Here is a 19138-nt window from a genome sequence, read left to right as displayed (position 1 = left end):
CGCCCCTCGGCGGGCCGGTCGGCTGGGGGGCTGCGCCGGCCGGCGCCGGAAGTCCCCGGGCGGGACGACCGCTGTCCCAGGGCGGGACGGCTTCGGTTCGCCCCGCCCGGCCGCCCGCCGCGTGTCACTCCCCCGGTCGCCGGCGGCGATCCGCCTGGTGGTGAAGCGGCATCAGATGTCCGGGCCGCGCCTCACCTCGGTCAAACTCGCGTAGACCACGACGTTGCCCTGGTATCCGGTGTGTTCCGAGTAGTCGCCGCCGCAGGTGATCAGCCGCAGTTCCGGCCTTCCGGAGCTGCCGTAGACCTTCTCGTCGGGGAAGTGCCGTTTGGCGTAGAGCTCCACGGCGTCCACCGTGAAGACGGCCGTACGACCGTCCTCGCGCTGGACCTCGACGGCGTCGCCCTTGTCCAGCGCCCCGAGCGAGTAGAAGACGCCGGGTCCTGCGGTGGTGTCGACATGGCCGGCGGTGACCGCGGTGCCGGCAGAGCCGGGCGTCGTCCCGCCCGCGTACCAGCCGACGACGCCGGGCGGATCGGCCGGCGGAGCCTCGAGCGCTCCCGTCTCGTCGAGGGCAAGTCCCGCCACGCGCGCGCTCACTCCGACGGCGGGGACACGGATGCGGACCGGCGGCGACGGGGGCAGCGGTCGCACTGACGGGGCCGGGGAGGGCGTCGCGGAGGTGGCGGTGGCCGCGGGAGCCGGCCTTTCGGGGGCGGAGAAGCCCTGCCTGGCAGAGGGGCGCGGCGGCTCCTCGTCGCGTGCGCCATTGGCCACGAGGACGGTGCCCAGGATCAGTGCCCAGGCGAGGAGCCGGCCGGAAGGGGTGAACGAGAGAGGCGAGGAGGCCGCCCCGCGCCCGGTTTCCATGGTGGCGGAGCCCTCGATTCGTGGGCTGGTCAGCGTGTGCGTGGGGTCTCCGGGACCGGTCCGGGGACCGGTCCCGGGTTCGGGTCCGGGACGTGATGGCCCGGTTCTGTCCGACGCCGTGTCAGGGAAGCGCCGACAGGTCAGCGGCGGGGCCGATGCGCTGTCAGGGCCGGTTGCCCGATGCCTGGGCGGCGCATCAGCCCGGTGTGGCGACGATGCGGCGCCGCACGCGGACGGCGACCCCGGCGGCGGCCCCGCCCAGCAGGACGCTGCCCACGACCAGCTGGGTGCTCCTGTCGCTCGCGGAGCCGAAGCCCGCCTCGACCGCCCCGCTCGGGTTGCGCAGGACGATGTCGTAGGACCCTGTGACCTTGACGCGGGGCGGGCACTTCAGGATGACCGTGTCACTGCCCGGCCGGGTGCCCTCCGGTACGCGGAAGGTGCCGGTGAGGACGCCCTCGCCCTCCCCGGGGAAGAGGTGGAACATGCCCGCCACCTCGGACTGGCCCTTGCCGTAGGTCTCCGAGCCGCAAGCCGTGGTGCTGACGGTGACCGTCGAGCCCGGGGCAGCGTGCCTGGTGCCGATGCGGACCTCCGGGTCACCGGCGGCGGTTGCCGCGGCGGCCGACAGGCCGACGACACCAAGGGCCATGCCGGTAGCGGCGGCAGCGCTTCTCATACGCACGAAAATCCTCCCATGGAGCAGTGTCCGGCCGGACTGCGCGGTACCTCTGCTGTGCTCTGTTCACGAGGCAACCGACAGACCGCCGGGGCCGCAACACGACTCGTGGCGGCGCATGCGCCCAGGCAGGCGAAGGGGGCGCCATCCCGTTGATCGTTTACACAGGTCAGCGCCGCGCGGGCCCGCCGCGGAAGAGACGCCGGATGGCCGTCCGGCGAGTGGGCGGGCGCTCCGGCGGGCACCGGGGCGGGCCGGACCGGGCGGCCCGGCCTCCCGCCGGAGCGCCCGGCCGCCGGGAACCCGACCGGACGGTGCGGAGTCAGGGCACACCGACGACGGCCACGCCCACTGAGGCCGGCGGTGTTTGCGGCGGATTGTTGAGCCGCCGAGGTGAAATCCGCCCGTGACGCGCGTTTCATGATCGCTTCACTACGCACGTCAGCGCTATCACAAGACGACCCATCCGGAAAACTCGTCTGGAGAAATACAGATGCGCACACTCGTAAAGATGTCGGTCGTCGCCGTCGGTGCCGCCGCGATGCTGGCCACCTCCGCCACGGCCGCGAGCGCCGGCGGCACGGAGGAGGTCCACCACGCCACCAGCCACGAAGTCCAGAGCAGCGTCTGCGGAAACACCGCTCAGGAATCCCGCATCTTCGTTCTGGGCGGCATTGTCGTGGGCCCCGTCAATGAGGCCGATGGCAATGTGATCTGCCAGTCCGGCTGGGGCAACAGCGCGCACAACTTCGCTCCGGAGATCGACCTCGGCTGGTTCTGATACATCGGCCACATCGGCCGCCGCATTCCCGGGCGTGGCACCGCGCGAGCCGTGCCGCATTCCGCCCGGGGAGGCGGCGGCCTTCCTTCTGCGGGGGGAGCGGCCGAGTTCAGCGGCGCCGAGGCACTGTCGGCGATGGTGTGCGCCTTCGAGATCTCGGGAAGTGCGGCGACGTCCTACACGGAATCACCCGGCCGGGCGGCCGGCTCGACCGTCAGGTGGGCCAGGACTCCGCCCCCTGCCGCCGCCGGGTCCGCCTCCCCCATGGTGATCGGCCAACTGCCGTGCAGGGCAGCGTGCTTCCACGGAGGGTCCGTTCGCGAGTCGAGGGGCAGCCCTGGGGACCAGGGGCAGTCCGGGGACGAGGACGGGAGGGCGGCGGGGCGCCGTAGGGACAACGGAGTCCGGCAGCTAACGACGGCCGGCCTCGGCGTGGAGCTGCTCGAGGCGCCGTTGCAGCAGGAGCAGGGCCCCTCGCTGGCGGCCCGGCACACGGCGGCGCAGGGTCACCAGGTCGGGGGCCAGCGTGCGGGCGCGTTCGGTGTCGCGCAGTTGCTCCCACTGGTGGTGGGCGCGGTCCACCGCGGCCTCTACGTCCGGGTGGTCGGGGGCCTGCTGCCGCCGCAGACGGGTGCCGGCGGCCGCCATCCACAGTTCGCAGCTGCGGCCTGGATCACCGGCGAGCCGTGCCAGGTCCGCACGAACCTCCAGCCAGTGCAGGGCCTGTCCGGATCCCGGCCCGTGGGTGCGCCAGACCTCCTGCTCCCACGCCGCGGCGGCCGCGGCGGCCTCTCTGTGGCGCCCGGCACGGGCGGCGGCGAGGATCGCGGGATGTGGGTCGGACGCGTCCGGCGCGGGATCGTGCGCGGTGACGTGCGGCCGGCCCTGTTGCCGCGGAACAGGCGCGGGCACGGGGGCGGATGGGGGCGCATGCCCGGACGCGGACGCGGGCTCCGGCCGGAGGCTGTCGCCCGCGCGTGCCGCGGTGACCGTGGCGGTTTCGGCGCACAGCAGCATCGCGCCGCCGGTCCCGGCCCGGGCGGCGGCCAGCTCGTGCAGCCGGGTGAGCGCGGGGCGGGCGCCCGTGCGCCAGACGGCCGCGCACGCCTTGAGGTAGGACGGTTCGGCCACTTGGCGGCGCGGCGGCGGCGGGGCGATGCGTCCGAAGACCCGGACGCCGTGCGGCAGCCCCGGGCCGTGTCCCGCCAGGTGCTGCCAGGCCGCGGCCTCGGCGACCAGGTCGACGATCACCGTGGTGGTGCCCGGCCGGCGGGCGGCGAGTTCCCCGGCCAGCCAGTGCCACGGCAGCCCCGTGTACCGCACCGTCGACGCCGTCGTACGCGCCAGCGCCAGATGCGGCAGCTGCTGCCTTCCGTCGAGATGGAGCTGACCAGCGAGATACAGCGACAGCGGGCCCGGCCCGGCGGCCACCGCCCGCAGCCGGGTCAGCACCGTCTGCGGATCCAGCGGATCCGCAAGCTCCACCACGGTGCCCGTACGCGTTCCCGTCAGCACCCCCGGATCCACGGCCGCCAGTCCCGGCAACGCACTGGCCGCGTCGATCAGCCGGCCCTTCCCGGCCGGTGCCGCCGCCAGCAGCAACGCCGTCCCGGCTTCGCTCTCCCTGCTCGTCGTGATCACCCCAGAACCTTGACGTGCTCCCTGGCCTAAAGTCCAGAAATTCCGGCCTGGGTCGTCTGACCCTTCCGGTGGCTTCCTGCTTCACCGCGCTGTGCGGGCACGGGTGCCCGTCTTACCGGCGCTCCACGGGCGTTTGGCGTCTCCGCCCGTCCGGCGGCGACGATGCGGTGTCCTTCGACCAGGACGTTGCGGGCTGCGTTGTGGTCGCGGTCGTGCACGGTGCCACACTCGCCGCACGTCCACTCCCGGACGTACAGGGGCTTGGGGCCGTCGCGGAATCCGCAGGCCGAGCAGACCTGGGAGGAGGGGAAGGCCCGGTCCACCTTGGCGAAGGTACGCCCGTGCCTGGCCGCCTTGTACTCCAGCATGCGGACGAACGCGGACCATCCCGCGTCGTGCACGGACTTGGCGAGCCGGGTGCGCCCGAGGCCGGACACCGCGAGGTCTTCCACGTACACCGCTTGGTTGTCGCGAATGATCTGTGTGGAGGCCTTGTGGTGGAAGTCCCTGCGCCGGTTGGCCACCTTGGCGTGCTGGCATGCGACCTTGATGCGTGCCTTGGCCCGGTTCTTCGGTCCCCTGGCCTTGCGGGACAGCTCCCGCTGAAGGCGCTTGAGTTTCTTCTCGGCCCGGCGCAGGAAGCGCGGGGCGCTGATCTTCGTCCCGTCGGAGAGGACGGCGAAGGCGGACAGGCCGAGGTCGATGCCGGACTCTGCCTCCACCTCCGGGAGGATGTCCGGCTCGGTGTCCACGACGAAGCTGAGGAAGTACCGGCCGCAGCTGTCTTTGGTGATGGTCAGGGACGTGGGTGCGGCCGGAAGCCTGCGGGACCACTTGATCTTGAGGTTGCCGACCTTGGCCACGTACACCGTGCCGTCGTCCTGGAGGGAGAAGGCGTTGGTGTTGAGGCGGATCGACTGCCGGGTGTCCTTCTTCGATTTGTGCCGGGGAGGGCCTGCCTTGCGGCCCTGTCGCTTGCCCTTGACCGAGTCGAAGAAGTTCTTGTAAGCGGTGTCCAGGTCCCGCAGGGACTGTTGCAGGACGACCGCCGACACGTCGGCGAGCCAGGCACGCTCGGCGGTGCGCTTGGCCTGGGTGATGCGCAGCCGGGACAGCTCGGCCGACTTCACGTACGGCAGCCCCGCCGCGTGCGCTTCCTTCCTGTCGCGCAGGCAGTCGTTCCACACCACGCGGGCGCACCCGAACGCACGCGCCAGCGCACGGCGCTGGGCGGTCCGGGTAGGCCCGGTAGTTGTAGCGGAGCTGCACGAGCACGATCCTACTGACGGCTGCTCTCATAAATGAACGAAACGACTACAGACAGTGGCAGACACGCCGTTTCAAGAGACGAATGCACACTTGTTCTCGTGACGAAGTACCGGGCGGGGTATTCGACGACGAGATGCTGACGCGCTGCGAAGAGATCATGCGCAAGGTCTGCGAGGACTTCGAGGCGGAGCTCAAGGAGTTCAACGACGAACGCGGTCACGTCCACCTCCTGGTGCACTACCGCCCAAGGCGCCGTCTCGAAGCTGGTCAACAGCCCTCAAGGGCGTCTCCGCCCGCCGGATTCGGCTGGGGGCACCTCCCGGCCGAAGGCCAGAGGGAGAATTCACCGGCCACGTCAGCCGCGCCACGACGCACGCACACCCGTGGTCGCCCTCGCATTTCTCCGCATCGTGCGGCGGAGCACCGTTGGCGATCGTCCGCCGGTACATCGAGCAGCAGAAACGTCCGTTCTAAGGTGCACGTCAGAGCAGCCTTGAGATGTATTCATCCCCGGCGTGTCGACGGCACCCCTTCCGAGCCGGTCACCGGCACGGAGCCTGGGCGCTGGTAGCGGCCGCGGCGGCACCGCGCGCGCCGGACGCAGACGGTTGGCAGGGTACCGGGTGGCGCCGACGGGGACCTGAGCGTCCGGGGCCGGGACGAGGACCGGCAGGGCCGGTACCGGATGCCCGGTACCACCGGGCGCGCCCTTCCGGGCACGGACGGCGGTGCCGGGCGTAGCACGGCCGTCGTCAGGCGGCCGTGCAGCCGGTCCCGTTGAGGCTGAACTGCCCCGGCGTGGCAAAGGCGCCCGAGTAGGTGCCCTGGAAGCCGAACGACTGGCTGCCGCCCGCCGGGATCGTGGCGTTGTGGGTGGCGTTGACCGCCGTCACCGCTCCGGAGGAGCCGGAGAAGGAGGCGTTCCAGACGCTGGTGACCGTCTGACCGGCCGGGAGGGTGAAGGCAAGTTGCCAGCCGCTGACGGGCGTCGTGGCGGTGTTGGTGACGGTCACTTCGGCGGTGAAGCCACCCGGCCAGCTGTTGGTGCCGTACGCGACCCGGCAGGCGCCCGGCGTCCCGGGATCACCGGGATCCTCTCCGCCGCCGGTCTCGACGGCCGCCGAGAAGGAGCCGACCTCGAGGCCCGTCCCGTTCTCCCACGGCTCGAACCCGGCCTGCACGCTGGTCAGGTACCAGGACGGCTGCGCCATGCCGCGCGCCACGGTCTCGTCGACGAAGTCCATCACGTCGAAGCTCCAGCTCGCGATCGCGGAGGGCGCGACGAAGGAGATCACGTCGTTCGCACCGTTGTTGCCCGTCCAGACCTCCCAGGTGCGGCCCGCGACCGTGGCCGAGCCGGTGCGGGAGCCCACTGGCTGGACCGGGCCGACCCGGTTGAACCAGACCATGATCTCGGTGCGGTTCACACCGTCGGTGCGGGGCGTCGGGTCGAGCCAGATGTCGTACGCGGCGTCGTACACCGCGTTGTCGGTGTAGCCGTACGAGATGCTGGTCGGCGCGCTGCTGATGGCGGACAGCTGCCGGGGCAGGTTGGTCCCCGGGGAGCAGTTCGTGTAGTGGCAGCCGATGAAGAGGGACGGGTACGACTTGGGCGCGCCGTGGGTGGGCACGGAGCCGTCGGCCCGGGTGATCTCGAAGCCGGTGCTCGTCACATTGACGCACTGCGGGGCTGCCGTGCCCCAGCGGTTGTTCTGCACGACATAGCGGCTCTGGATGACCGTGGTGCCGTACTGCTCGCAGATTTCGGTGTCTGCCTGCGCGGGGATCGCGCCCGTCAGGAGGGCCGCCAGCGCACTGAGCGTGGCCAGCCCTGTCAGGACGGCGGCCCGCAGTGGGCGGGCTCGGCACAAAAGGGTGTTCATGCGGCTCCTTCGACGGTGACGGTGGGGACGTGCGGCGTGGGAGCGCTCCCATCAACTGTGTCGGCGTGGACTGTAGAGGCGGAGGGGCCGCACGGCAAGAGACCGCGCAGTACCGAAGGTCGCCCGGGGCCTCGGGAGCCGGCCTACGCCGGCTCGGCGCAGCCGGTCGGCCGGTCGGCCGGTCGGCCGGCCCGGCGTGACCGACCGCCTCAGCCGGCCCAATGACGCCGGACGGTCCCGGGCCCGGGACGGGCGGCGGGCCGGCTCACGCCCCGGCGGTGCGGGCCCGGCAGGCCGACGGCCACCCGGGCGCGCCCGGGAACCGAACCCGGGCCGGGGGACGGACCGGCTCGCCCGCCCCGCACCGCCGGCCAGGCACGTCCACCGCCTCGCCAGGAGGGGAAGCCGAAGCCGACAACCGAAAACCCGGAGCCCCGGACGCGGGCCCGCGGTACAGGGCCAGGCCCGGGGCGGGGCGGTCAGCAGCAGCGGGCGCCCGGGTGTTCCTCCCGGTGCCGGGCGCGGATCCGCTCGTACTCCCGGCGGGTCGGCGCGGGCGCGTGCCGTGCGCAGTAGCGCTCGTACTCGGCCTCGCCCGTGAGTTCCCGCAGGTACCACCGCACCTGGCGGAAGATCCCGCGCAGCCTCATCCGCGGGCTCCGGCCGGCTCGGGGCTCCGCTCGGGAGCGGAGACGTCGATCCGTGACGGAGTGTGGGGCACCTCCGTCGTCGGCAGCGGTTCCGGGGAGCGCAGGGCGCGCACGCACACCACGATCGCGTTGACGATCACGATCGCGACGAGGAGCAGGAAGATCGCAATGAGCACGCCGTCGACGGTGGAGTTGGTGACGACGGTGTGCATGTCGTCCATCGACTTGGCGGGCGGCAGCACGGTCCCGGCCTCGATGCCGTCGGCGTACTTGGCCCGCTGCGCGAAGAAGCCGATCTTCGGATCGTCGGAGAAGATCTTCTGCCAGCCGGCGGTGAAGGTGATCGCGGTCACCCAGACCAGCGGCGCCGCGGTCACCCAGGCCCAGCGGGCCCGGCCCGACTTGATCAGGACGGTCGTGGAGACCGTCAGCGCGACGGCGGCCAGCAGCTGGTTGGCGATGCCGAAGAGCGGGAAGAGCTGGTTGATGCCGCCGAGCGGGTCGGTGACGCCGGCGTACAGGAAGTAGCCCCAGGCTCCGACGACCACGGCGCTGGCGATCCAGACGCCCGGCTTCCAGTTGACCCGGCCCATCGGCTTCCAGACGTTGCCCAGCATGTCCTGGAGCATGAACCGGCCGACGCGGGTGCCCGCGTCCACGGTCGTCAGGATGAACAGCGCCTCGAACATGATCGCGAAGTGGTACCAGAAGGCCTTCATCCCGTTGCCGCCGAAGACCTGGGAGAAGATCTCCGACATTCCGACGGCGAGCGTGGGCGCGCCTCCGGTCCTGGCGATCAGGGTCTCCTCCTCGACGGCCTGTGCGGCTGCCGTGAGCTGCTCGGGCGTGATGGTGAACCCGAAGTTGGCGACCGCCTGGGCGGCGGACTCGGCGGTGCCGCCGAGGACTCCGGCGGGGGCGTTCATCGCGTAGTACAGGCCCGGATCGAGCACCGACGCGGCGACCAGCGCCATGATGGCGACGAAGGACTCCATCAGCATCGACCCGTAGCCGATCAGCCGGACCTGGGACTCCTTCTGGATCAGCTTGGGAGTCGTGCCGGAGGAGACCAGGGCGTGGAAGCCGGAGAGCGCGCCGCAGGCGATGGTGATGAAGAGGAACGGGAAGAGCGAGCCGGCGAACACCGGGCCGGCGCCCGAGGAGGCGAAGTCGCTGATCCCGTCGGCCTTCAGGACCGGGGCCGCGACGAGCACACCGAGCGCGAGCAGGCCGATGGTGCCGACCTTCATGAACGTGGAGAGGTAGTCGCGGGGCGCGAGCAGCATCCACACCGGGAGCACGGAGGCGACGAAGCCGTATCCGACGAGGCAGAAGACCAGCGTCGTCGGGCTCCAGGTGAACGCTTCCGCGAGGGCGGGCGAGTCCTGGACCCAGCCGCCGCCGACGATCGCCAGGAGCAGCAGCGCAACCCCGATGAAGCTGGTCTCCGTGACCCTGCCGGGACGGAAGACCCGCAGGTAGAAGCCCATGAAGAGAGCGATCGGGATGGTCATCGCGACGGAGAAGGTGCCCCAGGGCGAGTGGGCCAGGGCGTTGACGACGACCAGCGCCAGCACGGCCAGCAGGATGATCATGATGACGAAGACCGCGACGAGCGCCGCGATGCCGCCCACCTTCCCGATCTCCTCGCGCGCCATCTGGCCGAGCGACTTGCCGTCCCGCCGCATGGAGAGGAAGAGGACGACCATGTCCTGGACCGCCCCGGCGAAGATCACTCCGCCGACGATCCAGATCGTCCCCGGCAGATAGCCCATCTGCGCCGCCAGGACGGGTCCGACCAGCGGGCCCGCGCCCGCGATGGCGGCGAAGTGGTGGCCGAGCAGCACCCGGCGGTCTGTCGGGTGGTAGTCGACACCGTCCTCGAGCCGCTCGGCCGGGGTGGCTCGGGTGTCGTCGAGCTTCAGGACCCGGCGGGCGATGAAGCGGGAGTAGAAGCGGTAGGCGATGGCATACGAACCGAGGGCCGCGGCCACCAGCCATATGGCGGAGATCTCCTCGCCCCGGGCCAGGGCCACCATGGCCCAGCCGGCGGCGCCGAGGAGGGCGACGCAGGTCCAGAGAAGTATGGCTTGAGGTCTCAGGCGAACGGTTTTCGGCATGGCGGATCCTCGGCTCGGCCCGGCGCAGGCGACGGGGTGAAGGGGAGTACGGGAGTGCGTTGTGCGGCAGCTCGGGGGCGGACGACTGGGCGACCCCGCCAGGGGAACCGCCACCCGCGGTTACCGCGGCCCCGGGGGACCGCTGCTGGACTACGGCTCGGGCGGACGGCCGCGTGGGCGGGTCAGCACGTACGCCGCGAGCATGCCGAGGCTGCACCCCGGCACCCAGGCCAGCTGGTACCAGTAGAAGAACGGCACCCCGGCCAGCCGTGGCCGGTCCTGCGCGTACCACGGCACCCAGAGCAACGCGACCACGGGCGCCACCAGGCAGAAAGCGGCCGCGATCCCGCGCCCGTGAAGGCGTGCGATACGTGCGATTCGTGCCACAGAGCCCTCCTCACTCCTGGCTTCTCCGTCGGTCTGTGCAAGAGTTGCCGCTGCCCACGCTTCGGTTGACAGCGGATTTCGAAAAGATTTCCGCGTCTTCCCTGTCATCCGAACGGGCCGCACGCGCAACTCGTAGGCGGCAGAGCTCGCGCGCTCGACGTCAGACCCCAAGGCACCAAGGGCGGTGACCGATGACTGAAGGCCCCATGGCCGCGGCGTTCGTCGCCGTCGTCGCCGGCGCGTCCCTGCTCGCGCTCACCGCGCACCGGCTGCGCCCGAGCGACAGTCTGCCTTCCCTGGAGGGGTGGGCCCTGGCCGACCGGGGGCTGGGCACCTGGTGGACCTGGCTGCTGCTCGGCGGCACGATCTTCACCGCCTACACCTTCGCCGCCGTGCCGGGCCTGGCGTACGGCAACGGGGCGCCCGCCTTCTTCGCCCTGCCCTACACCGTGATCGTCTGCCCCCTCGCCTTCGTCCTGCTGCCCCGGCTGTGGCGGGTCTCACGGGAGCAGGGCTGCGTCACGGCCGCCGACTTCGTACGGCGCAGATACGGTTCGGCGCCGCTGGCCCTGGTGGTCGCGCTCACCGGGATCCTCGCCACGATGCCCTACCTGGCGCTGCAGCTCCTCGGCATCCAGGCGGTGCTCACGGCCGGTGGCCTCTCCCCCAACGCCGTCACCGGCGACGTGGTGATGGTCGCCGTCTTCGCCGGTCTCGCCGTCGCGACGTACCGGCACGGACTGCGGGCACCGGCCGTCATCTCCGCGCTCAAGGGCGTGGCCGTGTTCGGCTCGGCGCTGGCCGTCAGCTGGATGGCCCTGGAGCGGCTGGGCGGGCCCGGCGGGATCTTCGAGGCGGCGTCCGCCCGGCTCGCGGAGCCCGGCGGCCGGGGCGCCTCGCTGCTCCTGACCCCTGACCAGCAGCCCGCCTTCGCCACCCTCGCGATCGGCTCGGCCCTGGCCCTTCTGATGTATCCGCACGTCCTGACGGCCGCCTTCGCCGCCTCGGGTCCCGCGGTGCTGCGCCGGGTCGCCATCGCCCTGCCCGCCTGGACGGCGGTGCTCGCCCTGTTCGGGATGCTCGGCATCGCCGCGCTCGCGTCGGACGTACCCGCCCCGGAGGGCGGCGCCGAGGCCGCCGTCCCGGTCCTGGTGGACCGGCTCATGGCGGCGCCGTTCGCCGGGCTGGTGTTCGGCGCGCTCACCGTGGGGGCGCTGGTGCCGGCCGCCGTCATGTCGATCGCCGCCGCCACCTCGTTCGTACGGAATGTGTACGCCGAGTACTTCCACCCGACGGCGACGCCGAAGCGGCAGGTGCGGATCGCCAAGACGGTGTCCCTGGCGGCGAAGGCCGGAGCGGTCGCCTTCGTCTTCGGGCTGCGCGACCAGGACGCCATCAACCTCCAGTTGCTGGGGGGTGTGTGGATCCTTCAGATCTTCCCGGCCGTCGCCATCGGCCTCTACACCCGCCGGCTGCATCCCCGGGCGCTGCTCGCGGGCTGGGCCGCCGGGATGCTGCTGGGCACCGTCGCGGTCGTCCGGGAGGGTTTCTCGCCGGTGGTGCCGGTGGCCGGGCACATGGAGGTCTACGTGGGGCTGGTGGCCCTGCTGGTGAATCTGGCCGTCGCGGTGGCCGGCACCGCGGTACTGGAGCGGACCGGCGCCGGCCGGTACCGCCCGGAGACTGGAGCGATCAAGATATGAGCACCGGACGGATCGGCGGCCGGCCCGTGGAGAATGCCGCGCCCGCACTGCCGCCGACGATGACGCAGGTGAGCCCGGTGAACCCGGTGAACCCGGTGAGCCCGGTGAGCCCGGTGAACCCGGTGCCCCAGGAGACCCAGGCCGCCCAAGTCGCGCAGGCCGCTGCCCGGATGGCGGACGCCGTCGAGGACGAGCGTGAGGTGTCGGTCGCCCGGCTGTTCGACCTGCACTACACCCCCATGCTCCGTCTCGCCGCGCTGCTGGGTGCCGACGACCCCGAGAACATCGTGGCCGAGGCCTACTACCAGATCTACCGGAAGTGGAGAAAGCTGCGGGACGCCGAGTCGGCCGAGGCGTACCTGCGCTCCACCGTCTGCAATCTGACCCGGATGCGCATACGGCACCTCCAGGTCGCCCGCCGGCACGCCGAGACCCCGGCGCCCTCCGACTGGGTGGCGTCCGCCGAGAACTCGGCCCTCCTCAAGGACGATCAGCGGGTCCTGATCGCAGCGCTCCAGGAACTGCCCGCACGCCAGCGCGAGGCCCTGGTGCTGCGTCACTGGCTCGGCCTCAAGGAGAGCGAGATCGCGGCGGCCATGGGGATCTCGGCGGGATCGGTCAAGACGCACACGTCGCGCGGCCTCGCCGCGCTCACGCAGGCTATGGAGGCCAGGCGATGAGCACTTCCCCGGGCGCTCCGCGCACGGAGCAGCAGCTGCACGAGGCCCTCCATGCCCTGGCGGGCCAGGTGCACCCGGCACCGAACGCCTATCGCGCGGCCCGCGGCGACTGGCTGCGCAGGGAACGCCGGCGCCGGCTGATCCTGGCGGTGCTCGTCACCGTCGTGTTCACCCTGGCCGTGCTCATCGGTCTCTGGGTCCTCAACCAGACGCCTCCGGGCGACGGCGTGATCTTCCACGAGCCCGGCACCCGGCCGGGCGTCTCCGAGGCCCCGCTGCCCGCCCCCATGCCCGTCGGGGTGCGTCAGGTGCCTTGACCACCCGTGCGGGAGGACGCCCGTGCGGGCGGCACGGCGTGAGGGCGGGCGGCACGGTATGAGGGACGGGTCAGCCGGTCCGGTCGGCCGGCCCGTCCGCACGCACACACGCACGCACGCACGCAGTGCGGTTGGGAACGCCGTTACGCACGCTGCGGTTCGGCGGCGCCCCGAAGCGGCCCGTACCACCGGACCGTCGGCTGAGCGCTCAGCCGGGCGGCAGCCCCGTCAGGCTGAGGAACTACGGTCGCCGCATTCCGTTCGGCGGCCATCGAGACCGGCCGGGCCTTGAGCTTCGCGGTCAGGAACTGCCGGGCGGCTCGCTCGGCGCCCGGGAGGAGCACGGCTTCGAGCCGCACCGGCAGGCCCCCGCCGAACTGCAGTTGCTCAACTACCCCTTCCATCGGCCGGCCGCCAGGTCGCCGCAGCTGGTGTGCGGTATCAACCACGCGTTCCTCGACGGCTTCCTCACCGGGCTGGAGGCCGCCGGCATCGACGCGGTGCTCGCGGCGCGCCCAGGCCGGTGCTGCGTGGAACTGCGCGCCGGGGCCGGCAGCGTGGACGGGACCGGGGCGGCCGGTGCGTCCGGCATGTGCGCCAGGGGGTCCGAGCCCGGCGCGCCGTGACGATGCGGCAGCGGGCCGGCCGGTGGCCGCTGACGGCGCGGCCCGCGGCAGGGCGGAGGACGCGCAGGCGGTGCGGCAGGCGGTGCGCTCTCCCGGCCCCGCCAACCCGCGAGTACCCGGCAGGCACCCGGACACGCGAGAGCCGGGAACGCGAAGGCCGGGAACGCGAAGGCCGGACCCGCCATGACCCGCGTACGCGAAGACCCGGACACACCGCGACCCGGGCCACGCGCCGGGTGGTCCTGCGCGTGTGCCCGGGTCACGGTGGCACCCGGACGCCGAGCGATGTCACCGGGTCACGGCGGCACCCGCGCCCTGGACCTCGTGGCGGATGCGCCCGGCGGGCACACCGGCACCGATGAGCGCGTCCACCGCGGCGCGCACCACCTCCGGCGGGCCGCTCACGAAGGCGAGACGCCCCGGTCCCGCGCCGCCACCGGCGGCGAAGCCGCCGCGGCCACCGAGTCCGGCAGGAGCGCCGAAGCCGTACTCGCCGTCACGGTGGACCAAGGTGCCCGTCGCGCCGTTGACCCGGATCGCCTCCGCCACGACGGCGGCCTGGTCCGGCCCGACCGCGGGCACCACCTTCAGCCAGGGCCAGCGGCGCTCGGCCGCGGTGACGTAATCCGCGTCGTACAACTCCTCGACCGACCGCGCCCCGAGCACCAGTCGGACCATGCCTCCCCGGTCCCGCCGCCCCTCCGCCTCCTCGAGCAGCGCCTTCATGGGGGCCCATCCGGTGCCCGACGCCACCAGCAGCAGGTCACCCGCCGGTCCCTCGCCGTCCATCGTCAGGGCGCCGCGAGCGGGGCCGAGCCTGAGGACGTCGCCACTGCGGGTGCCGTGGACCAACGCCCGGCTCACGCTTCCGCCCGACCCCGACAGCCGTACGTGGAACTCGAGTTCATTGTCCCGGCCGGGCGCCTTGGCGCAGTGGTACGGACGCCAGGTGTGCTGCAGCAGCGGGGACTCCAGGGAGGCGTACTGGCCGGCCCGGTAGGGATAGGACTCGTGGGGCTGCACGCGGAGGACGGCGAGGTCGGGCCCGCGGAGCTGATGGTCCGTCACTGTCGCCTGCCAGGCCGGAGGTTCGGCCAGCGCGGATTCCGCCCCCTCCACCATGCACCCGACACCGAACCGCAGCATCCGCAGCCAGGCCGCCTCGGCGGCCGCCGCCCAGCCCGCACCCGCGCGGCGGCGCAGGGCCTCCCGCAGTGCCTCCTCGAAGGCCTCGTAATGCACCGGCCGTACGCCGAGCTTGCGGTGGTCGCCTCCCAACTGGCCGAAGCGGGCGACTATTTCGTCCGGGCGGTCCAGGTTTTCTATCAAGAAGTCGAAGATCTGGGCGAGATGGGACTGCTGAAAAGCCATCGACTCGGGAAAAAGCGACCGCAGGTACGGGTGCTGATCGAACAGGAACTCGTACAGATCCGCGATCAGGTCGCTGAACGGCGTCACAAGGTGCAGGGTCTCGGTGATGACCCGCTGGTCGGCCGCCCCGTCGTACGGCGCACGCGGCGCGCCGCCCGCGTCTCCCGGGCCATGGTGTGGACCCTTGACGCGGCCGTGGGGCTGGGCCCGGACGCCCTGGGCCCAGGAGTGCGTGTCCTGCCGGGCCTCGAAACGGTTCTCGGCCGCCCCCTGGCCCGACATGAGCCGCTGGCGCAGCTTCATCGCCTCGTGACGCGCCAGCAGTGCGTGGTAGTCGCTGCCCATGGTGCTCATGTCTCAGCAGCCCTTCACTCGCTCACCGCACTCGGGGACGCTGGGCGCAAGGACTGTGAGACGTGACATCGCCAGAGGGCTCCTGTCTGCGTAGAGGCACCGGGCCGCACAAGGTCACGGCGCCTCCGTAAAAGGGGACGTGCCAGTATTACATCGGCCATACATGCCCAAAGGGCCCCGTATCCATGGGCCATTCGGCCCTTCCTGATCCACCCACCGATCTGTCACGCTGCCGCAATCCTCTCCTCATTCCGATGTGGGTGAGATTTGGCCGGCCCCGGCCCCGGCCCCGGCCCCGGCCACCGGACCCAGCGGGTGGCCCAGCCGGACCGGCGACAAGTGGCCCTGGGGCAGGGCCACCCGGCGGCCCTAGCGTCGGCGGCGTGCCGAAGAACCGCATCCTGCCGACCGCCGGCCCGCCCCGGATCCTCGCCGTCGCCCAGCTCGTCGGCTCACTGGGCGACGGCGCCTATTACGTCACCTCCGCGCTCTACTTCACCCAGGTCGTCGGACTCCCGGCGTCCCGGGTCGGCCTCGGACTGAGCCTCGCCTGGGCGGTCGGCTCGATCGCGGGAGTGCCGCTCGGGCGGCTCGCCGACCGCCGCGGCCCACGCGGCATGTCGGTGCTGCTGGCGCTGGCGACCAGCGGGGCCGTGGCGTCGTTCCTGTTCATCCGCTCCTTCTGGCCGTTCCTGCTGGCCGCCGGCTGCTACGCCTCCGCCCAGTCGGGACTGGCGGCCGCCCGGCAGGCCCTGCTCGCGGGACTCGTCACCCGCGCGGAGCGCACCGGCGTCCTGGCCCACCTCCAGGCGACCCTGAACGCCGGTCTCGCCGTCGGGGCGGGAATCGGCGGGGTCGCGCTGTACTCCGGCACCCGGGGGGCCTACCTCGGGGTCTTCGCGCTGGACGCCGCGAGCTTCCTGGTGTGCGCGCTCGTGCTGCTGAGACTGCCCGCCGCCGCGCGGGTGGCGGACGCGGCGGCGGACGGCCGGAGGTTCGCGGTCCTCCGGGACCGGCCGTACGCGCTGGTCACCCTGCTCAACACCGTCCTGCTGCTGCGGATGCCCTTGCTCAGCCTCGGAATCCCGCTCTGGATCACCGAGCGCACCCGGGCGCCCGCCTGGCTGGTCTCGGCGCTGTTCGTGCTGAACACCCTGGGCGTGGCGGCCTTTCAGGTGGCGGCCGCACGCGGTGTCACCTCGCTGCGCACCGCGGTGGCCGCCGTGCGCAGGTCCGGGCTGATCATGCTCGTCTCCTGCGTCGTCTTCGCTCTGTCCGCGGCCGGCGGCATCCCGGTGTGGGCGGCGGCCGGTGTACTGGTGACGGGCGCGGCCCTCCAGGTCGCCGGCGAGATGCTGCACTCCGCGGGATCGTGGCAGATCAGTTTCGACCTCGCCCCGGCCGCCCGCACGGGCGAGTACCAGGGCTTCTTCGGCACGGGGGTCACCGTGGCCCGCACCCTGGGCCCGGTGCTGCTCACCGCGCTCCTGGTGAGCTGGGGCATCCCCGGCTGGCTGCTGCTGGGGGCGCTCTTCGCGGCGGCGGCGTACGCCCTCGGCCCGGCGGTGCGCCGCGCCCAGCGCTCCCGGCCCCGGCCCGGGGCGGAGCCGCACGGGGATGCGCATGCGGATGTCCACGCGAACGTGAACCCGGACGCGAAACCGGACGCAGCTGTGACGGTTCGTCAGGCCGACGACGCCACCCGCTGATCCCTCCCCCGTCCCGGCGCGGAAAGATCAGGGAGAATGCCGGAGCCGGCCCCGGCGAGCGGTACACCAAAGCAGGCCGGCAACGATGTCGTACTCCCCCATTCCGCGCACTCCATCACCAGGACGGACATGGAATTCTTCGACAACCCCGTCGTCCCCGGCTTCAGTCCCGACCCCAGCGTCTGCCGGGTGGGCCGGGACTACTACCTCGCGACATCGAGTTTCGAGTACGCCCCGGGCGTCCCCCTCTGGCACAGTCGCGACCTCATGAACTGGCGCCGGATCGGCCATGCGCTGGACCGCCCGTCCCAGCTGTCCTTCCCCGACACGCTCCTGTCGTCCGAGGGCGTCTACGCACCCACGCTGCGCCACCACGACGGAAGGTTCTGGCTGATCACGACCGTCGTCGGTGGCGCGGGCAACATCCTGGTGACCGCCGACAGCCCCGAAGGACCCTGGTCGGACCCACTTCCCCTCGCGCTGCCGGGGATCGACCCGGACCTCGCCTGGGACGAGGACGGTGTCTGCTGGTGCCTGTTCTCCGCGGCGTCCGGGATCCGGGCGGCGCGCATCGACCCGGCGACGGGCGCGGTCCTCGGAGAGAGCGTTCCCGTCTGGTCGGGCAGTGGGCTGCAGTACCCCGAGGGGCCGCACCTCTACCGCGTCGGGGAGTGGTGGTACCTGCTGCTGTCGGAAGGCGGTACGGAACGTGGGCACGCCCTGTCGGTCGCCCGGGCCCGCTCACCGCTCGGGCCGTACGAACCATGCCCCGCCAACCCCGTCCTCTCGCACCGCAGCACGGACCGTCCCGTCCAGAACACGGGGCACGGCGACCTGATCCAGGCTCATGACGGCTCCTGGTGGATGGTGCTGCTCGGCACCCGGCCGCGCGGCTACACACCCCAGTACCACGGGCTGGGCCGGGAGACCTTCCTCACGCCGGTCACCTGGGAGGACGGCTGGCCCCTGCCGCGGCCGGTGGAGGAACGCCCTCCGGCCGGCTCGCTGACCCCGAGCCCGTTCCCCCCGGAACCGGCCCGTGACGACTTCGACTCCGTACGGCTGGCGCCCTGCTGGGTGTCGGTCAGGCAGCACCCCGCCACCGGGGCGCGGCTGGACGAACGCCCGGGACACCTGGTCCTGCACGCCCGGGGGGAGAGCCTCGACCGGCCGGGCACGGTGTTCGTGGGCAGACGGCAGGAGAGCCCCGACTGCTCGGCCCGGACCCTTGTCGACGCCGGCACCGGCCGCGCGGGGCTCGCGGTGCGGCTCGACGAGGCCCACCACTACGAGGTGGAGTACGACGCGGGGACGGTCCGGGTCCGTGCCAGGATCGGACCGCTCGCCACGACGGTCGCCGAGCGGTCCCTGGGGCCCGGCAACGGCCACCCGGGCCGGATCACCCTGCGCCTCGACATACGCACCACGGACGTCCTGCCGCCCATGGTCACCACCGTGGGCCAGGACTTCTCCGGCGACGCGCTCGGGGCACGCGCCGGTGGCCCCGACACCGTGGTCCTGGGCCACGAGACGGCCGACGGCCGTTTCGAGGCGCTGGCCTCACTCGACGGCCGCTACCTCACGACCGAGGTCGCCGGCGGCTTCACGGGCCGGGTCATCGGCATGTACGTCACACGGGGCAGCGCGGCCTTCGACTGGTTCGAGCTCACCGGCTCCTGAGGGAGGGCCGCGCGGTGCGGTGCGGGCCGCGTTCCCGCAGGCGGGCCGGACGGCGGACGGTGCGAAGGCTGCGCCTGTCGCGCGGCGGGCGCGTCTGAGCGACGATGGGATGGCGAGGGCAGAGACCCCAGCGGGCGGCCTTGACGGGAGGCCTCATGGACTATCCGGAAAGCTACGAGTTGATATTCCAGGCGTCCGTCGTGGAGGACGACGTGGTGATCGTCCGGCGTACCGCGATGGCCGGAGCTGGTGGATATCCCATCTACGAGGACGAGACGGGAATCGTGCGCGCGGACGCGGGCCGGGTGCGGGTCGCGGACCGCTGGTGCGACCGGCTGGACGCGCCGCTGGCGATCGTGCACAAGCGCCGCGACAAGGACGTCGCCAACCAGGTGACCGTGCACGAGGTCGTCGGCGA

At 72.4% G+C, this 19138-nt stretch carries 16 protein-coding genes and 2 pseudogenes; 9 read left to right on the top strand and 9 right to left on the bottom strand.

Going from position 1 to position 19138, the window contains the following annotated elements; translation table 11 throughout:
• Positions 1-171: 171 nt before the first annotated feature.
• Both GUY61_RS05710 and GUY61_RS05705 read right to left on the bottom strand, forming a co-directional pair.
• The gene (locus tag GUY61_RS05710) at positions 172-870 is read right to left on the bottom strand and encodes a class F sortase (RefSeq protein ID WP_166628945.1); all 699 of its coding nucleotides are present in this window, start codon (positions 868-870) and stop codon (positions 172-174) included.
• A gap of 196 nt (positions 871-1066) precedes the next feature.
• A complete protein-coding gene (locus tag GUY61_RS05705; protein WP_166628944.1) occupies positions 1067-1549 on the bottom strand; it encodes a sortase in 483 nt (160 codons plus the stop codon).
• A gap of 493 nt (positions 1550-2042) precedes the next feature.
• Here GUY61_RS05705 and GUY61_RS05700 point away from each other — a divergent pair, with 493 nt between their 5' ends.
• Positions 2043-2330 (top strand): hypothetical protein, encoded by a 288-nt coding sequence (locus GUY61_RS05700; RefSeq protein ID WP_166628943.1) that lies wholly within the window; start codon positions 2043-2045, stop codon positions 2328-2330.
• A gap of 411 nt (positions 2331-2741) precedes the next feature.
• Here GUY61_RS05700 and GUY61_RS05695 read toward each other — a convergent pair whose 3' ends face one another.
• Positions 2742-3971, bottom strand: coding sequence for a hypothetical protein (locus GUY61_RS05695; protein ID WP_166628942.1), 1230 nt, complete (start codon positions 3969-3971; stop codon positions 2742-2744).
• Between the two features lie 26 nt (positions 3972-3997).
• Positions 3998-5240 (bottom strand): annotated as a pseudogene (locus GUY61_RS05690) (RNA-guided endonuclease InsQ/TnpB family protein).
• A 28-nt stretch (positions 5241-5268) separates the two neighbouring features.
• Here GUY61_RS05690 and tnpA point away from each other — a divergent pair.
• Positions 5269-5714, top strand: a pseudogene (tnpA, locus tag GUY61_RS05685) (IS200/IS605 family transposase).
• Between the two features lie 278 nt (positions 5715-5992).
• Here the strand turns inward: tnpA and GUY61_RS05680 are convergent.
• From GUY61_RS05680 to GUY61_RS39785, 4 genes are all read right to left on the bottom strand, one after another.
• Complete coding sequence (locus GUY61_RS05680) at positions 5993-7123, bottom strand: GH12 family glycosyl hydrolase domain-containing protein (protein WP_166628941.1); 1131 nt, start codon at positions 7121-7123, stop codon at positions 5993-5995.
• 479 nt (positions 7124-7602) lie between these two features.
• The gene (locus GUY61_RS05675) at positions 7603-7773 is read right to left on the bottom strand and encodes a YbdD/YjiX family protein (RefSeq protein WP_166628940.1); all 171 of its coding nucleotides are present in this window, start codon (positions 7771-7773) and stop codon (positions 7603-7605) included.
• Positions 7770-9893 carry a carbon starvation CstA family protein gene (locus GUY61_RS05670; RefSeq protein WP_166628939.1) on the bottom strand — a complete coding sequence of 708 codons (2124 nt, stop codon included), beginning with the start codon at positions 9891-9893 and terminating at the stop codon, positions 7770-7772. The genes GUY61_RS05675 and GUY61_RS05670 overlap by 4 nt, the downstream gene beginning before the upstream one ends.
• A 150-nt stretch (positions 9894-10043) precedes the next feature.
• Positions 10044-10280 (bottom strand): DUF3311 domain-containing protein, encoded by a 237-nt coding sequence (locus GUY61_RS39785; RefSeq protein WP_313896532.1) that lies wholly within the window; start codon positions 10278-10280, stop codon positions 10044-10046.
• Positions 10281-10471: 191 nt separating this feature from the next.
• On the opposite strand from GUY61_RS39785, the gene GUY61_RS05660 reads away from it, so the two are divergent.
• The 4 genes from GUY61_RS05660 (at position 10472) to GUY61_RS39780 (ending at position 13606) form a co-directional block, all read left to right on the top strand.
• Positions 10472-11983, top strand: a complete 1512-nt coding sequence (locus tag GUY61_RS05660; RefSeq protein WP_166628938.1) for a sodium:solute symporter — start codon at positions 10472-10474, stop codon at positions 11981-11983.
• 170 nt (positions 11984-12153) lie between these two features.
• A complete protein-coding gene (locus GUY61_RS05655) occupies positions 12154-12663 on the top strand; it encodes a sigma-70 family RNA polymerase sigma factor (RefSeq protein WP_166628959.1) in 510 nt (169 codons plus the stop codon).
• Positions 12660-12980, top strand: coding sequence for a hypothetical protein (locus tag GUY61_RS05650; protein WP_243766205.1), 321 nt, complete (start codon positions 12660-12662; stop codon positions 12978-12980). Before GUY61_RS05655 ends, GUY61_RS05650 begins: the two co-directional genes overlap by 4 nt.
• 131 nt (positions 12981-13111) lie before the next feature.
• Positions 13112-13606 carry a hypothetical protein gene (locus GUY61_RS39780; RefSeq protein WP_243766204.1) on the top strand — a complete coding sequence of 165 codons (495 nt, stop codon included), beginning with the start codon at positions 13112-13114 and terminating at the stop codon, positions 13604-13606.
• 288 nt (positions 13607-13894) lie between these two features.
• Here GUY61_RS39780 and GUY61_RS05640 read toward each other — a convergent pair whose 3' ends face one another.
• Positions 13895-15331: a globin domain-containing protein gene (locus GUY61_RS05640; RefSeq protein ID WP_166628937.1), complete on the bottom strand. Its 1437-nt coding sequence runs from the start codon at positions 15329-15331 to the stop codon at positions 13895-13897.
• A 383-nt stretch (positions 15332-15714) separates the two neighbouring features.
• Between GUY61_RS05640 and GUY61_RS05635 the strand changes: the two genes are divergently transcribed.
• The 3 genes from GUY61_RS05635 to GUY61_RS41795 all read left to right on the top strand — a co-directional run.
• On the top strand, positions 15715-17040 hold the full coding sequence (locus GUY61_RS05635) for an MFS transporter (protein WP_313896531.1): 1326 nt from the start codon (positions 15715-15717) through the stop codon (positions 17038-17040).
• Between the two features lie 129 nt (positions 17041-17169).
• The gene (locus GUY61_RS05630; protein WP_166628936.1) at positions 17170-18720 is read left to right on the top strand and encodes a glycoside hydrolase family 43 protein; all 1551 of its coding nucleotides are present in this window, start codon (positions 17170-17172) and stop codon (positions 18718-18720) included.
• A 155-nt stretch (positions 18721-18875) separates the two neighbouring features.
• Positions 18876-19138, top strand: a 263-nt coding sequence (locus GUY61_RS41795) for a DUF6296 family protein (protein ID WP_398954371.1), incomplete at its 3' end; no start/stop codon positions are given.

The sequence above is a fragment of the Streptomyces sp. GC420 genome, from assembly GCF_009916105.1.
Lineage (GTDB): Bacteria > Actinomycetota > Actinomycetes > Streptomycetales > Streptomycetaceae > Streptomyces.
This window is presented reverse-complemented; position numbering and strand designations above follow the sequence as displayed.

Excerpts from the sequence above, each read along its gene's own strand:
- GUY61_RS05675 (WP_166628940.1), bottom strand. The coding sequence starts at position 7,773 with ATGAGGCTGCGCGGGATCTTCCGCCAGGTGCGGTGGTACCTGCGGGAA.
- GUY61_RS05640 (WP_166628937.1), bottom strand. The coding sequence starts at position 15,331 with ATGAGCACCATGGGCAGCGACTACCACGCACTGCTGGCGCGTCACGAG.
- GUY61_RS05630 (WP_166628936.1), top strand. The coding sequence starts at position 17,170 with ATGGAATTCTTCGACAACCCCGTCGTCCCCGGCTTCAGTCCCGACCCC.
- GUY61_RS05700 (WP_166628943.1), top strand. The coding sequence starts at position 2,043 with ATGCGCACACTCGTAAAGATGTCGGTCGTCGCCGTCGGTGCCGCCGCG.
- GUY61_RS05680 (WP_166628941.1), bottom strand. The coding sequence starts at position 7,123 with ATGAACACCCTTTTGTGCCGAGCCCGCCCACTGCGGGCCGCCGTCCTG.
- GUY61_RS05660 (WP_166628938.1), top strand. The coding sequence starts at position 10,472 with ATGACTGAAGGCCCCATGGCCGCGGCGTTCGTCGCCGTCGTCGCCGGC.
- GUY61_RS05655 (WP_166628959.1), top strand. The coding sequence starts at position 12,154 with ATGGCGGACGCCGTCGAGGACGAGCGTGAGGTGTCGGTCGCCCGGCTG.
- GUY61_RS05710 (WP_166628945.1), bottom strand. The coding sequence starts at position 870 with ATGGAAACCGGGCGCGGGGCGGCCTCCTCGCCTCTCTCGTTCACCCCT.
- GUY61_RS05670 (WP_166628939.1), bottom strand. The coding sequence starts at position 9,893 with ATGCCGAAAACCGTTCGCCTGAGACCTCAAGCCATACTTCTCTGGACC.
- GUY61_RS05705 (WP_166628944.1), bottom strand. The coding sequence starts at position 1,549 with ATGAGAAGCGCTGCCGCCGCTACCGGCATGGCCCTTGGTGTCGTCGGC.
- GUY61_RS05650 (WP_243766205.1), top strand. The coding sequence starts at position 12,660 with ATGAGCACTTCCCCGGGCGCTCCGCGCACGGAGCAGCAGCTGCACGAG.